At 73.0% G+C, this 14170-nt stretch carries 10 protein-coding genes; 2 read left to right on the top strand and 8 right to left on the bottom strand.

The annotated features are described in order from the left end of the window. The 5 genes from Val02_RS07405 to Val02_RS07385 all read right to left on the bottom strand — a co-directional run bounded on the left by Val02_RS07405 (position 1) and on the right by Val02_RS07385 (position 8632). Positions 1-2070 (bottom strand): RecQ family ATP-dependent DNA helicase, encoded by a 2070-nt coding sequence (locus Val02_RS07405; protein WP_203898164.1) that lies wholly within the window; start codon positions 2068-2070, stop codon positions 1-3. Next, complete coding sequence (locus tag Val02_RS07400) at positions 2067-3323, bottom strand: FHA domain-containing protein (protein WP_203898163.1); 1257 nt, start codon at positions 3321-3323, stop codon at positions 2067-2069. Before Val02_RS07400 ends, Val02_RS07405 begins: the two co-directional genes overlap by 4 nt. Positions 3324-3500: 177 nt before the next feature. Continuing rightward, on the bottom strand, positions 3501-5132 hold the full coding sequence (locus Val02_RS07395; protein ID WP_239152517.1) for a serine/threonine-protein kinase: 1632 nt from the start codon (positions 5130-5132) through the stop codon (positions 3501-3503). 14 nt (positions 5133-5146) lie between these two features. After that, the gene (gene cphA, locus Val02_RS07390) at positions 5147-7807 is read right to left on the bottom strand and encodes a cyanophycin synthetase (protein ID WP_203898162.1); all 2661 of its coding nucleotides are present in this window, start codon (positions 7805-7807) and stop codon (positions 5147-5149) included. A 3-nt stretch (positions 7808-7810) separates the two neighbouring features. Next, complete coding sequence (locus tag Val02_RS07385; RefSeq protein WP_203898161.1) at positions 7811-8632, bottom strand: cyanophycinase; 822 nt, start codon at positions 8630-8632, stop codon at positions 7811-7813. A gap of 103 nt (positions 8633-8735) precedes the next feature. Between Val02_RS07385 and Val02_RS07380 the strand changes: the two genes are divergently transcribed. Then, the gene (locus Val02_RS07380) at positions 8736-8930 is read left to right on the top strand and encodes a DUF3072 domain-containing protein (RefSeq protein ID WP_203898160.1); all 195 of its coding nucleotides are present in this window, start codon (positions 8736-8738) and stop codon (positions 8928-8930) included. A 42-nt stretch (positions 8931-8972) separates the two neighbouring features. Here Val02_RS07380 and Val02_RS07375 read toward each other — a convergent pair whose 3' ends face one another. From Val02_RS07375 to Val02_RS07365, 3 genes are all read right to left on the bottom strand, one after another. After that, on the bottom strand, positions 8973-11159 hold the full coding sequence (locus tag Val02_RS07375; RefSeq protein ID WP_203898408.1) for an MMPL family transporter: 2187 nt from the start codon (positions 11157-11159) through the stop codon (positions 8973-8975). 390 nt (positions 11160-11549) lie between these two features. Next, positions 11550-12908: a HAMP domain-containing sensor histidine kinase gene (locus tag Val02_RS07370; RefSeq protein ID WP_203898159.1), complete on the bottom strand. Its 1359-nt coding sequence runs from the start codon at positions 12906-12908 to the stop codon at positions 11550-11552. Positions 12909-12946: 38 nt separating this feature from the next. Then, positions 12947-13636 carry a response regulator transcription factor gene (locus tag Val02_RS07365; RefSeq protein WP_203898158.1) on the bottom strand — a complete coding sequence of 230 codons (690 nt, stop codon included), beginning with the start codon at positions 13634-13636 and terminating at the stop codon, positions 12947-12949. Positions 13637-13835: 199 nt separating this feature from the next. Between Val02_RS07365 and Val02_RS07360 the strand changes: the two genes are divergently transcribed. Continuing rightward, the gene (locus Val02_RS07360; protein ID WP_203898157.1) at positions 13836-14168 is read left to right on the top strand and encodes a hypothetical protein; all 333 of its coding nucleotides are present in this window, start codon (positions 13836-13838) and stop codon (positions 14166-14168) included. Positions 14169-14170: the final 2 nt, after the last annotated feature.

Here is a 14170-nt window from a genome sequence, read left to right as displayed (position 1 = left end):
TCAGGTGACCGTGGCGAGCGTGAAGGGAAGCACCCCCGGCGCACCCGCGAGACGCAGCGCCCGCGCGGCGAGGGCCATCGTCCAGCCGGTGTCGACGAAGTCGTCCACGAGCAGCACCGGGCCGTCGAGGTCGGGCAGCGGCGGCGCGAGGAGGGCGTCGTGCAGGAGTCGGACGCGCTGGGCGCCGTTGGTCGCCGGAACCGCCGGCCCGACCGTCTCGACCTCGCCGAGCAGCGGGAGGCGGCCGACCGCCGCGATGCGTTCGCCCAGCGAGCGGACCAGCGCCGACCGCGACCGCGACGCGATCGTCACGACCCCCACGGGCCGCGCCGGCCACGGGTCGTCACCCTTGGCCCAGGCGGCGAGGGCTTCCACCACACCCTTCACCACCTCCTCGGGAACGGGCGAATCGACGGCCACGGCCTGCCGCAGCCGCTGCCCCCAGCCGAGGTCGCTGAGCCGGCCCAGGGCACGGCCGGGCAGCGCCTGCTCACCCGGCGGGATCTTCCCGGACAGCGGCACCCCGACGGCCGGCAGCCCGGTGGGCCACATCTTGCGCGGCGCGATGTCGACGCCGGTGCGCCCGAGGTGCCGTTGCGCGACGCGCAGCGCCTCGTCGGACACGCCCGTCGGGTACCAGGGGCCGGCGCACGCGTCGCACCGTCCACATGCGACAGCGCCCGGATCGTCCAAGCAGCGCCGTAGAAAAGCCATCCGGCAGTCCACCGTCTCCTGTGGATACTCGCGCATCGCGGCCTGCTCTGCGGTGCGGGCGGCGGCGATGCGTTCGTAGCGCTCGGCGTCGTGCCGCCAGGGCGCGCCGGTCGCCGTCCAGCCGCCCCGCACGCGGCGCACCGCGCCGTCGACATCGAGCACCTTCAGCATCAGTTCGAGGCGGCCGCGGCGCAGGTCGACCTTTGCCTCCAGGGCCGGTGTCGACAGTGGACGGTCGCTGTCCAGCAGCGCGTCGAGCACCGCGCGCACCTGCTCCTCCGGCGGGAACGCCAGCGACGCGAAGTACCGCCAGATGGCCTCGTCCTCGCTGCCCGGCAGCAGCAGCACGTCCGCGCGTTCCACCGCCCGGCCGGCGCGTCCCACCTGCTGGTAGTAGGCGATCGGCGAGGACGGCGCACCCAGGTGCACCACGAACCCGAGATCCGGCTTGTCGAACCCCATGCCGAGCGCCGACGTGGCGACCAGCGCCTTGATGCGGTTGTCCAGGAGATCCCGCTCGGCGGCACGGCGTTCGGCGTCGTCGGACTGTCCACTGTAGGCAGTCACCGGAAAGCCCTGCGCGGTGAGGAAAGCTGCGGTGTCGGCCGCACCGGCGACGGTCAGCGTGTAGATGATCCCCGAACCGGGCAGCGCCGCCAGGTGATCCGCGAGCCATGCGAGCCGGTGGGCGGGTGTCGGCAGCCGCAGCGCGCCCAGGCGCAACGACTCCCGGTCGAGCGAACCGCGCAGCACCAGCGCGTCGCCCAACTGCTCGGCGACGTCGGCGGTGACCCGTTCGTTGGCGGTGGCCGTGGTGGCCAGCACCGGCGTGCCCGGCGGCAGGTCGGCCAGGAACGTGCGCAGCCGCCGGTAGTCCGGCCGGAAGTCGTGGCCCCAGTCGGAGACGCAGTGCGCCTCGTCGACGACGAGCAGTCCCGTGGTGCCGGCCAGCTTCGGCAGCACGTTGTCGCGGAAATCGGGGTTGTTGAGGCGTTCCGGCGAGATGAGCAGGACGTCGACGGACCCGGCGGCGACTCCTGCCGCGACCTCGTCCCACTCCTCCAGGTTGGCGCTGTTGATCGTGCGGGCCCGGATGCCGGCGCGGGCCGCGGCGTCGACCTGGTTGCGCATCAGCGCGAGCAGCGGCGAGACGATCACGGTCGGGCCGGCGCCCGCCGCGCGCAGCAGCGCGGTGGCGACGAAGTAGACCGCCGACTTGCCCCAGCCGGTGCGCTGGACGCAGAGCACCCGCCGCTTCCCCGCGACGAGCGCCTCGATGGCGACCCACTGGTCCGGGCGCAGTTGCGCGCGGTCGCCGGCCAGCTGCCGGAGGACCGCCTCGGCGCGCTCTCTCACCTGTCGCGCGCGCGGAGGGCGACGGTCGGCGCGTCCACCAGGACGGAACGCACGTCGGACGCGACCACCGGCCCGCCGCCCACCACGCGGCGGTTGCCCGGCACCAGCTCGACGCCGGTGTACAGCTCCACGCTGTCGTGCGGCCCCAGCGTCGCCGAACGCCCCGGGTACAGCCGCGAACTCTCGGCCGCGCCGCCGGCCTCCTTGCGGCGCCACACCAGCATGCCGTTTGCTCCGTGGTCGGTGATCCGCAGCGCACCGTCGACGATGTCGAGGCGGGCGTGCCGCTTGGAGATCCAGTTGCTGGCGGCCTCGTGCAGCCACAGGTCGAGCGAGATGTCCTCGGGGTCGTCGAGCGAACGCCCCACCGTCACCGGGCGCGAGCCGGTCACCGGGAACCGCAGCCGCACCACGTCGTCGATGACCACGGCCACCGGGTACTCGGCGGGACGCACGCCCGCGTCCTTCAGCGGCTCCCCGTGCCGTGGGCAGGCCGCAACGCCCTTCAGCATGCGCGGCACCGGCTGCCCGATCCGGCGGAAGTCGCTGAACGAGGGGCAGTCCATCTCGGGGCAGCTCCACAGCCGGGCCAGCAACGAGGCACCGAGCCCGCTCGGCTTGGCGGCCGGCTCGATCGCCCGGGTGCTCACGCGCGTCTGCGCCTGCCGCGACCGCGCCGCGAACACCCGGTGCGGCCCGTCCTCCGGCGGCTCGGAGCGCCCCGGCGCGGCGAACGTCGCCCGCGCCCGCGTGCTCTCGGCCGGCATCGGCACACCGTCGATCCAGGGGGTCAGCACCGCCTTGCCCGGCCGGGGCGAGAGCCGCAGCAGCCGCTCGGGCTCCGTCGTCACCCAGCCGAACCGCTCGGCGAACTGCCGGTAGTCCCGGCACGCGATGATCGGCATTCCCGTGAAGTCGGCGATCTCGACGACCCGGTCACCGGTCATCGGGGTCGCCTCGATCCGGCCGTCGTCGATCCAGCGGCCGAGCACCATCCGCTCCTTGGAGGTGAACCCGGCGTCGGAGAGCAGCTCACGGCCCACCACGGGGTACAGCATGGCGTGGCCGTCCATCAGGTACTGCGCGAACGCGTCGAGCACCATGCCGATGCGCATCAGGCTGATGCCCTTGCCGCCGTCCAGGTCCTGGAACCGCGCGACGTCGGCGAGGTCGACAACCGCCTGCGCCAACGTGACGTCCGTGGTCAGTCGCTGTTCGATCGTGTCCAGAACCCGGCTGACCTCGAAGCGCACGGTGCCCTCCTCCCGTCGGTGGGCACCACCCTAGGTGGTGGAACCATCCACGCGGGAGTGGCGAAACCCAGGTTTCACTAATCCGCGCTCTTGCACGTGCGGATGCCCGCGCAACTTGCAGGTCAAGCCCTGTCCCGGTGGCCGTGGCCGGGTCGGCAGTGATCGGCGGGACAGGGCCTACGGTCGCGGGGGCTTCGGATCCTTGCCGTTCTTCTTCGGGGCGGGCGGTCCGCCGGCGGGCTGCTGCTGCCCCGGCTGTTGCTGGGCGGGCCGTTGGGCGCCCTGGGTCGGGCTGTTCGCGACGCCGACGAGCCGGCTGCCGCACACCTTGTCCCCGAGCGTGAACGCCGTCGGCAGCGGGTTCGCTGCGGCGTAGGTGCCGGTCAGCGTCACCGTCGCCGTCCCGCCGGCGGGCAGCTCACCGCCGCGCAGCCGGACGTCGGAACCCTCCTGGTGGTACTCGGCGCCGGTCAACTGCCGCACCTGCTGATCCCCCGGGTAGGCGAACTCCAGCTCCCACTCCGCGACGGCCTCGGTGCCGGTGTTGCGCAGGGTCAGCTCCACCACGAACTGCCCCGCCGTGTCCGAACGGGTCGCGTACTGCACCTGGCAGCCGCGGTCCGGCATGGCGACGCGGCCGTCGTTCCCGCCCGGGACGGGGCCGCTCGCCGCGGCGGGGCCGGCCGCGGAGCCGCCGGTGCCGGCGTTGGCGGGCGGGGTGGCGCCGTCGGAGCCGGTCCAACTCACGACGGTGATCGTGGCGGCGCAGAGCGCGGCGAGGGCGAGGCCCGGGCGCACAAGACGGCTGCGCGCCGTGCGCCCGGCCGCCGGCCGGTTGTCCGACGGTCCCGTGGCGTCCGTGCGGTTGATCGCGACGGTGGCGAGCGCCCGGGAACCGCGCACCACCGCCTGCGTGGCCCGCGCCGCCGCCTCCTTGGCCCGGGCGCCCACCGGTGCGGCGGCGACGGGGTCGACGACGGGCAGCCGGGCCGCGATGCCGGCGCCGAGAACGCGCGCGGCCTCGACGGCGTTCGGGCGGTCGGCGGGCTCCTTGGCCAGGCAGCGGTGCACCAGGTCGACCACCTCCGGCGGCAGTCCGGGCACCCGCGGCAGCGGCGCCGGCGGGAGGTAGCAGTGCGCCACCAGCATCTGCGTGGTGGTGTCGGCGTCCCACGGCAGCCGGCCGGTCAGCGTCTTGTACAGCAGCAGCCCCAGGGCGTACATGTCGCTGGCCGCGTCGGCCGGCCCGCCGTCGAGGCGTTCGGGGGCGAGGTAGGCGGGAGTGCCCATGACGCGGTCGACCGTGTCGGGGCTGTCCCCCGCGACGGCCGAGATGCCGAAGTCGACCACCTTGGCGCCGTCGGGCGTGAGCATGACGTTGGCGGGCTTCACGTCGCGGTGCACCAGCCCCCGCGCGTGAACGGCACCGAGCGCGGCCGCCACCTGACCGCACACCTCGACCGCGAACGCCGGCGACAGCCGCTCCCGGTCGAGCCGTTCGTCCAGGGGCTCACCCTCGACCAGTTCCATCACGACGAACGGGGTCGGCTCACCGCCGCCGGCCGTGCACTCGCCGTAGTCGTAGACGTTCGTGATGAACGGGTGGCTGAGTCGCGCGGCGACGCGGGCCTCGGCACGGATCCGTTCCCGGGAGGCCGGATCGGTGGCCGCCTTGACGGGGTCGAGCGTCTTCACCGCCACCAGCCGGCCGAGCACCTCGTCGTACGCGCGCCAAACGACGGACATGCCGCCCTGTCCGAGCCGTTCGACCAGCCGGTAGCGGCCGGCCAGGTATCGGGGTTCGTCCACGGACGCACCGTTCCCTAGGGGACCGGCAGGGAAACCAACAAATGGGTAACATCCGCTACCGGGCCGGCGTCCAGCGCGTCGAGCAAGCCTGCCACGGCGTCGAACCGCTCGTAGAGCAGCAGCACCACGTCACCCGCCCGGGCGACGGCGAGCGCGGCGGGCAGCGCCTCCTCGACGGTCCGCAGGACGGTCACCTCCGCGTCGGGCCGTCGGGCGGCGATGCCGTCGCGGACCAGCGCGGGCAGCTCGCCGGGTGCGCGCCCACGCGGGTCGGTGTCCTCGTACAGCACCACACGCCCGAACCGGTCGGCCACGGCGCGCGCGCAGTCCGCGATCAGTTCGTCGCTGCGGTCACCGGGCAGCGTCACCGCGGCCACGCAGCGCTCGGGTCCCCACACGCCGTGCAGCAGTTCGCCGACGGCGTCGATCGCGGCCGGGTTGTGCGCGTAGTCGACCAGCACGTATCGACCGTCCACCGTGTACAGCTGCCCGCGCCCGGGATTGCCGTCGGCCGGGTCGAACGCCGCCAGCCCCGCGGCGACCCGTTCGGCGGGCACGCCCAGTCCCCGGGCGGCGGCAGCGGCGGCGAGGGCGTTGGCGGCGGCGTACCGGGCCGCGCCGCCGAACGACCCGGGCAGCCGTTCCAGGGCGATCAGCGGCGTCTCCCGCCCGCGGGTGCGCTCGACCAGCATCCCGTCGACCAGCACGTAGGCGGTGCCGCCGTTCTCGACGTGCGTGTGCACCAGGGGCGACGGCGACAGCCCGAACCACAGCAGGCGCTTGTGCGCGGCCCGCACCCGGGGCCGGGAGATCAGGTCGCGCACCCGCGGGTCGTCGGCGTTGAGGACGAGCGCGCCGCCGTCGCGGACCCGTTCGGCCACGAGCGACTTGACGTGCACGAGGTCGTCGAGGGTGCGCACGCCGTCCTGGCCCAGGTGGTCGGCGGCCAGGTTGGTGACGACCCCGACGTCGGTCACGTCGTAGCCGAGGCCCTGCCGCAGGATCCCGCCCCGCGCCGTCTCCAGGACGGCGGCCTCGACGGTCGGGTCGCTCAGCACCACGTGCGCCGAACGCGGCCCGGTCGCGTCGGCGCGCTGCACCATCCGGCCGCCGACGTACACGCCGTCGGTGCTGGTAAGCCCCACCCGCAGCCCGGAACAGCCGAGCAGGTGCGCGATCAGCCGCGCGACGGTCGTCTTGCCGTTCGTGCCGGTGACGGCCACGGTCGGGATGCGCGTCGGCGCCCCCGGCGGGTACAGCGCACCCACCACCGCGCCGGCCACGTCGCGCGGCCGGCCCTCCGTGGGACTCAGGTGCATGCGCAGGCCGGGTGCGGCGTTCACCTCGATGACGCCGCCGTCGACCCGGGTGCCGCAGGGCGGCAGCGGCGCCGCGACGTCCGGCAGGCGCAGGTCGATCCCGGCGATGTCCAGCCCGACGATCTCAACCGTTCGCCGGCACAGGTCGATCACGTCGGGGTGCAGCCGCTCGGTGACGTCGCGGGCGGTGCCGCCGGTGGAAAGGTTCGCGTTGTCGCGCAGCCAGACGGTCTCGCCCGCGGCCGGCACCGAGGCCGGCGTGTGCCCCTGCCGCTCCAGCAGCGCGGCCGCCACCTCGTCAAGCCGCAGCCGGGTGAGCGCCCGGCCGTGTCCGCTGCCGCGCAGGGGGTCGGCGTTGGCGCGTTCGACCAGCTCGGCGAGTGTCGCGTCGCCGTCGCCGACCACGTGCGCGGGAAGCCGTTCCGCCGCGGCTATGACGTGACCACCGACCACCAGGACCCGATAGTCCCGCCCGGTGAGCTGGCGCTCGAGAACGACCTCGCCGTCGGCGGACGCCGCGTCGAAGGCCGCGCGGACCGCCTCCGCCGAGGTCAGCCCCAGGTAGACGTGGCTGCCCTGCCGCCCGTGCCGGGGCTTGACGACCACGGGTCCGCCGAGCGCGGCGTGGATCGCGAGCGCCTCCTCCACCGTCCGCGCCGTTCCTCCCTCGGGAACGGGCACCGCCGCGTCGCCCAGGATCCGGCGGGTCAGCTCCTTGTCGCCGGCGATGTCGACGCCCACGGCCGACGTGCCGTCCGTCATCGCGGCCCACACCAGGCGGCGGTGCCGCCCGTAGCCGAGCCGGAGCAGGCTGAGCGCGCCCACCCGTTCGACGGGGATGCCGCGGGCGCGGGCGGCGCGGGCGATGCCGTCGGTCGTCGGCCCCGGGCGCAGCCGCTCCCACCGCTCGGCGAGCCCGTCCAGGCGCGGCTCCCGCTGGCGGCCCGTCACGAGGTCGATCGCGACGCAGAGCAGATCCTCGGCGAGCTCCGAGTCGGGCGGCTCGTCGACCGGGCACTCGGTGATCACGTCGTAGACGCCGGGCGCGTCGGCGTAGACGGTCCGGCCGAAGTTCACCCGGCGGTCGATGCGCACCGACAACTCGATCGCCACGTGCTCGGCGATGTGCCCGAAGTAGGTGCCCTCGCGCAGGCGCCGCACGAAGCCGCCCGGCGCACCGCTCGCGCAGTGGTGCTCGGCCAGCCCGGGCAGGGTGGCGAGGAGGCGTTCGGCCAGGCCGGGCACGTCGGTGCTCTCCCGTTCGGTGAACCCGTCGAGGTTCACCCGGGCCACCATGACCGGCCGTTCGAGGTACACGTTGGGCCCGCGCAGGCGCCGGGTGTGCTCGATGCGCATGGGTCAGGTCCTCACGCTCTGTTGCGGGCGCCGTTCGGTCAGCGCGAACGTGTAGCCGGCCGGCAGGACGTGCAGCTGCACCCCGCACAGCGCGATCGGGCCCTCGCCCTCGGCCGGCGTGTCGAGATGGGTGGCGCGGCCCGCGTCGATCACCGTCACCGCGCCGCTGCCCAGCACCTCGAACCGGTCGCCGTGCACCTCGATGGCGGTGTCCTCGTCGATGCCGAGCCCCAGCTCGTGCGGGTACATGGCGATGGCGCTGAGCAGGCGGTTCAGGCGTCCGCGCTCGGCGAAGTGCATGTCGATCAGCACCCCGGGCAGGAACTCCAGGCCGGGTCCGGTGCGCACGCAGGCCGCCGCGACGCGCCCGTCCGAGTCCGAACCGCCGACGATCATCGTGCCGGACATCATGGCCGCTCCGGCGCTCGTGCCGGCCAGGACGATGCCGCCGTCGGAGCGGCCCAGCCGGGCGTGCAGCAGGCAGTCGACCCGGGAGCCGCCCAGGATGTTCGTGATGCGCCGCTGGTCCCCGCCGGTGAAGAAGACGCCGCTGACGGTGGCGAGCCGCGCGACGGCCTCGTCGGCGTTGGCCTCCTCGCGGGTGCTCAGCCGCACCGGCCCCACCTCGCCGGCGCCCAGCCGCAGGAACACCTCGCGGTACTCCGCCTCCCGCGCGGCCGGGTCGGCGGTGGCCGTCGCGATGACCGCGATCCGCGCCTCGGCGCCCCCTGCGAGGGAGACGAACCGCTGCAGGATGGTCTCCCGCCCCGGATTGAGCTGCTCCGCTCCCCCGATGACCAGTAACCGCCCGCCATCTCCTGGCATGATCGTCACCTTTTACGAAAAAGTGTCGTCTCGCGGCGGTTTTCCGTAAAAAGTCACGATCATGGCAGGTGACCCGCGGACGGATCCTGGGTATGGGGCCGGCATGGTCGACAACACCGCCGCCAAGGACCCCGACGACTGGACCACCGGGGACGAGCCGATGACCGGCGCCCAGGCCTCCTACCTGGGCACCCTCGCCCGCGAGGCCGGCGAGGAGCCGCCGCCCGAGGACCTTACGAAGGCCGAGGCCTCCCGCCGCATCGACGAACTCCAGGAGAAGACGGGCCGAGGGGCGTAACCGGGGTCCCCGACCCGATCACGCCCCTCGGCTTATATCCCCCTAGCGAGTGGAGATCAGTTCGCGCTCGTCCGGCGCGGGGATCGCCACGGGCGGCACCGCCGGCGGCTGTTCCGTCTTGCGCAGGAAGCGCGGGGCCCACCAGTTGGCGCGGCCCAGCAGGGTCATCAGCGACGGCAGCACCACCGCGCGGATGATCGTCGCGTCGATCAGGATCGCCGCGGCCAGCCCGACGCCGAGCTGCTTCATGTCGATCGTGCTGAGCGTTCCGAAGATCGAGAACACCGCCACCATGACGATGGCCGCGCTGGTCACCGTTCCGGCCGAGGTGGTGATCCCGTGCGCCACGGCCGACCGGGTCGGCATCCCCCGTAGCGCGGCCTCCCGGATCCGGCTCACCACGAACACGTGGTAATCCATCGACAGGCCGAACAGGACCACGAACAGGAACAGCGGCAGCCAGGTGACGATCGCCCCGATCGAACGGAAGTCGAGCACACCCTCGGCCCAGGTTCCCTGGAAGACCAGCACCAGCAGGCCGTAGGCGGCGCCGGCGGAGAGCAGGTTCAGGGCGATCGAGGTCAGCGCCACGACCACCGAGCGGAACGTCACCGCCATCACGATGAACGTCAACAGCAGCACGAAGCCCATCACCAGCGGCAGCTTCGAGCGCACGTGGTCGGCGTAGTCCACGCTGCCGGCCACGAACCCGCCGACCGCGTACTCGACGCCCGGCACGCCGTCGAGCGCCTGCGGCACCAGCGTCCCGCGCAGCTTCGCGAGGGAGTCGGCGGCCTGCTCGCTGCGGCCGGAGTACGGGGTGGGCACCTCCACGATGGAGACCCGGCCGTCGGCCGACACCTCGATCTCCGGCCGTTCGGCGGTGCTGAACAGCGGATCCGCGCCGGCCCTGTCGAGCATGGCGTGCAGGGCGGCGTCGACCTTCTCCCGCTGGTCCGCCGGTGCCTTGACGGCCACCATGTGGGTGGTGCCCTGACTTGGGAACGCCGCCGTCAACCGGTCGTACGCCTGCATCGCCGGTGTCGTGCGGGGCAGGTCCTCGGCGCCGGGCAGACGCAGTTCCATCGAAAGGGCCGGAACGGCCAGCGCGATCAGGATGCCGGCCGAGACCAGCAGCGTGGGGAGCGGGTACTTGAGGGCGGGGCGCAGCACCGCCGGCCAGAACCGCGGCGGCCCCTGGCGGGCGGTCAGCCGCCACAGCCCCGGGATGCGACCCCGGTCGATCCAGCGGCCCATCTTGGCCAGCATCGCCGGCAGTACCGTCAGCGAACCGAGCATCGCGACGGCCACGACCAGGATCGACCCGACCGCCAGCGACGAGAACGTCGTGTCGCTCGCCAGGAACAGCCCCGCCATCGAGATCATCACGGCGACGCCGGAGACCACGACGGCGTGCCCCGACGTGGCCGCGGCGATCTCCACCGCGTCCAGATGGGCCCGGCCGCGGGCCCGCTCCTCGCGTTCCCGGCGGATGTAGAAGAGCGAGTAGTCGACGCCGACGGCCATGCCGATCAGCAGGATCACGCTGTTGGTGGCGTCGCTCGCCGGGAACAGGTGCGAGGCCAGGGTCGACAGGCCGATCGCGCCCATCACCGAGGAGACGGCCAGCAGGATCGGCACGCCGGCCGCCAGCAGCGCCCCGAACGCCACCACCAGGATCAGCAGCGTCACCGGCAGGCTCAGGAACTCGGCCCGCTGGAAGTCCTTGCCCAGCGTCTCGTCGAGCGCGCGGTTGATCGAGGGGCCGCCGGTCTCCTCGACCCGCAGTTCCGGATGATCCGCTTGAACGGCGGCCGTCACGTCGCGCAGCCCTTGCACGCGGTCCGTGGCCGTGTCCGGGTCGCCGGCCATCGTGACGCGCACCAGGATCGCGGTGCCGTCCGGCGACGGGATCGGCCCGTCGACCTTCGCCACGTCCTTGTGGGTCCGCATCCGGCCCATCGCGTCGTTGGCCACGCTCTCGGCCGCCGCCTTGTCCAGGGCGCCGCTCCGGGCGGAGATCAGAATGCTCTCGACCGCCGGGTCGTCGAAGTGCGCCTCGTCGTAGATCGTGCTCGCCCGACCCGACTCGCCGATCGCGTCGTCGCCGTCGGATTCCTTGAGGCCGGCAGCGCTGCCGACCACGAAGCACAGGGCAACGAAGACGATCCACATCCCCATCGCCCGCCACGGGTGGGTGGCGCTCCACCGCGCCACCCGGACCGTCATCGGCCGCCTTGTATCCGTCACGTGCTGGACGCTATGGGCGCGGGCTGCCGAGAATCATCGGGAGCGATCCCGGTCAGCACCCTGAGAGCACTCCCCTAGGTGTTCTCGCCGGACCCCGGGACGCAATAAAGCGAGGGCGCAGGTCGGGGCCGAGCCGACCTGCACCCTCGCAGCTTGGACGCACCGTTTCGACAGGGCGGGACAGGGGGCGGAACCGGTGCGTCCGGTGGGAACAACGAGAACGTTAGTCGGGCATCCGACCCTTGGTCATCACCCTTAACCGGGACCTAATCCGGATTTGCCGCAGCCGTGACCAGGGTCGACGGAGCGTCACTTCGCGGCTTGCATTTCAGGACGGAATCCGCCAGAAATGCGGCCCCCACGTCACCCTCAGTCGCGGGCGCGCCTGCGGCGCCGGGGCTCCCGGGAGAGCCGGCCGACCAGACCGAAGCGCGTGCCCGTGGGCGGCGGCGGCGCCTCGGCGTCCGGCAGGAGCACCACCACGCTCGCCCCGCCGAAGCGGCTGCGGCCGATGTTCACCGCGCCGTTGGCTCCCGCCGCCAGCTTGTGCACGATGTCGAGGCCCAGGCCCGTCGACCCCTTGTTGCTCACGCCGCGCTTGAGCGCCGCGTCCGGGTCGGGGATGCCGGGGCCGCCGTCGTCGACGCGCACCGCCACCCAGCCGTCCCTACGGGTCACCGCGACCTCGATCGGGGTGGCCTGCGGGGTGTAGCGGAAGACGTTCCCCAGCAGGGCGTCGATGGCCGCGACCAGGTCGGCGCGCGCCACGTTGACCGGGGCGGGCAGCGAGGCACCGACCCGCTTGCAGGTGCGCCCCTGGTCCCCGGCGACCGCCGACCAGAAGACCATCCGCTCGCGGACGACATCCGCCGCGTCGGTCTTCACCTGGACCGGCTCGCCGTCGGCGTTGAGGCGGGTGATCTCCCCGGTGTTGGCCGGAGGCTGCCGCGCCGCCCGGATGATCGAGTCGACCTCCGCCTCCAGCGACGCGATCGAGTTGCGCACCCGTTCGCCGAGCGGGCCCTCGATCGGCTCGGTGTCCAGCCGCAGGCCGGTCAGCGGGGTCCGCAGCCGGTGCGAGAGGTCCGCGAGCAGTTCCCGTTCGCCCTTGAGGAGCGCCACGACGCGATCCGCCATGCTGTTGAACGCCAGACCGGCCTCCACCAGCTCCTGTGGACCGCTGGGCACGATGCGCACGCCGAGCTGCCCGTCGCCGAGCGACTTCGCGGCGTCGGCGAGCCCCTTGGCGGAACCCACCACCGTGGCGGCGAGCCGGTCGCCGACCCACACCGAGACGGCCACCAGCCCGATCGCGAGCGTGCACAGCGTGAGCCAGGCGACGCCCACGCCCTTGCTGCTCTCCTCCATCGGGATGAAGACCTCGACCACCACGACGGTGCCGTCGCCGAGGCGCGCCGGTTCGAGGAACGACTCACCGCCCGGCGCGTCCACCACGCTCGTGCGCGACTGGCGGCCGGCGGCGTCGATCTCGGCCTGCGCGGCGTGCCCGTCACCGATCCGCCCGCTGGGCAGGCCGTGCACAGCGACCCGCCCGATCGAACGTCCACTTGTGGTCGCGATGACGTTGTCGATCGCGACGACGTTGTCGGTCACGGTGAGCACGGCGACGACCGCGGCCGCCTGACGCTGGGCGTCGGCGAGCGCGCGTTCCTCGGCGATCTGCTGGACCACCATGCCGAGCGGGATGAGGAACGCCACGGCCACCATGGCCGTGACGGCAACCGCGACGTAGGCGAGCGCGGCCCTTAGGCCGGACCCGCCGTGAAGCGCACGCCGACCCCCCGCACGGTGTGCAGGTATTTCGGTGCCGCCGCGCTCTCGCCCAGCTTTCTCCGCAACCAGTACAGGTGCACGTCGATCGTCTGGTCCTCCCCCACCGAGGGCTGTCGCCATACCTCCTCCAGCAACTCCCGACGAGAGACCACCCGTCCCGGACGGGCGGCCAGGTAGGCCAGCAGGTCGAACTCCTTGCGCGTCAGCGTGAGGAGCGCGCCGTCAAGGTACGCCTGACGCTGCGCCAGGTCCACCTTGAGCCCGCCCGCCTCGATGATCGACGGAGGTTCGCGGGTCGCCCGTCCGGTGCGCCTCAGCACGGATGCCATCCGCGCGTCGAGATGCGCACTGGTGAACGGTTTGACCATGTAGTCGTCGGCACCGGCCTTGAGCAGCCGCACGATCTCGGCCTCATCGTCGCGAGCCGTCGCGATGATGATCGGCGTGTCGGACACCCCGCGGATCATCCGCAGGGCGTCGGACCCGTCGAGGTCGGGCAGACCGAGATCGAGAACGACGCAGTCAGGGGCATCGGACGCCACTCTCCGTAACGCCTCCAGGGCGGTACCGACCGCGTACACCGTGTGCCCCAGGTCGGTCAGGGAACGCAGCAGCGCACCACGGATGACGTGGTCGTCCTCGACTAGCAACACCGTTGCCATGCATGCACCGTACTGGGCTTTGAGACTTCCGGGGCCGCTGGGGCAGGATGAGTCCGTGCGACTTCGGGTTGCCTACCTACTTGCCTGGGCTCTCGCCACCGCGATTGTGGCGGGAGCCTCCTGGTTGAGCATCCATTCGATACTCTCCGCTCCTACGCAGACACGAAACGCCTCCAATTCGGTGCCCGGATATGTGAACGTGCCGAGTTCGCCGCGGCCCTCCGGGACCCGGCCGCCCGGGGTCACCCCGCCGGCGCCCAACCCGTCGTGGTCGCCGGTCTCCAACGGCGCGGGCGGGACGGCGTTCCGGCGGACGTTCCGCACGCTCGGCGGGGACGTGGCCGTCTGGGTCGAACCGGGGACCGCGCGCGTGCAGGAGACCGTGCCGAAGGACGGGTACCAGGTCGAGATCCGGCGGCTCAGCGACGAGGCCGTGGAGGTGACGTTCGTGAACGACCGGACCATCTCGCGGGTGTCGTTCCGCTGGTGGTCCACCGCGCCCTACGCCGAGGTGGCCGAATCGGTCGGTTGACC

The sequence above is a fragment of the Virgisporangium aliadipatigenens genome (genome assembly GCF_016863615.1).
GTDB classification, from domain to species: domain Bacteria; phylum Actinomycetota; class Actinomycetes; order Mycobacteriales; family Micromonosporaceae; genus Virgisporangium; species Virgisporangium aliadipatigenens.
Note: the sequence above shows the minus strand (reverse complement) of the source record. Positions and strands in the feature narration are given on the sequence as shown.

What these genes read in the sequence shown, in the direction of transcription:
- Val02_RS07380 (WP_203898160.1), top strand. Translation starts at nt 8,736, where the DNA reads ATGGTCGACAACACCGCCGCCAAGGACCCCGACGACTGGACCACCGGG.
- Val02_RS07385 (WP_203898161.1), bottom strand. Translation starts at nt 8,632, where the DNA reads ATGCCAGGAGATGGCGGGCGGTTACTGGTCATCGGGGGAGCGGAGCAG.
- Val02_RS07375 (WP_203898408.1), bottom strand. Translation starts at nt 11,159, where the DNA reads ATGACGGTCCGGGTGGCGCGGTGGAGCGCCACCCACCCGTGGCGGGCG.
- Val02_RS07370 (WP_203898159.1), bottom strand. Translation starts at nt 12,908, where the DNA reads ATGGTGGCCGTGGCGTTCCTCATCCCGCTCGGCATGGTGGTCCAGCAG.
- Val02_RS07365 (WP_203898158.1), bottom strand. Translation starts at nt 13,636, where the DNA reads ATGGCAACGGTGTTGCTAGTCGAGGACGACCACGTCATCCGTGGTGCG.
- cphA (WP_203898162.1), bottom strand. Translation starts at nt 7,807, where the DNA reads ATGCGCATCGAGCACACCCGGCGCCTGCGCGGGCCCAACGTGTACCTC.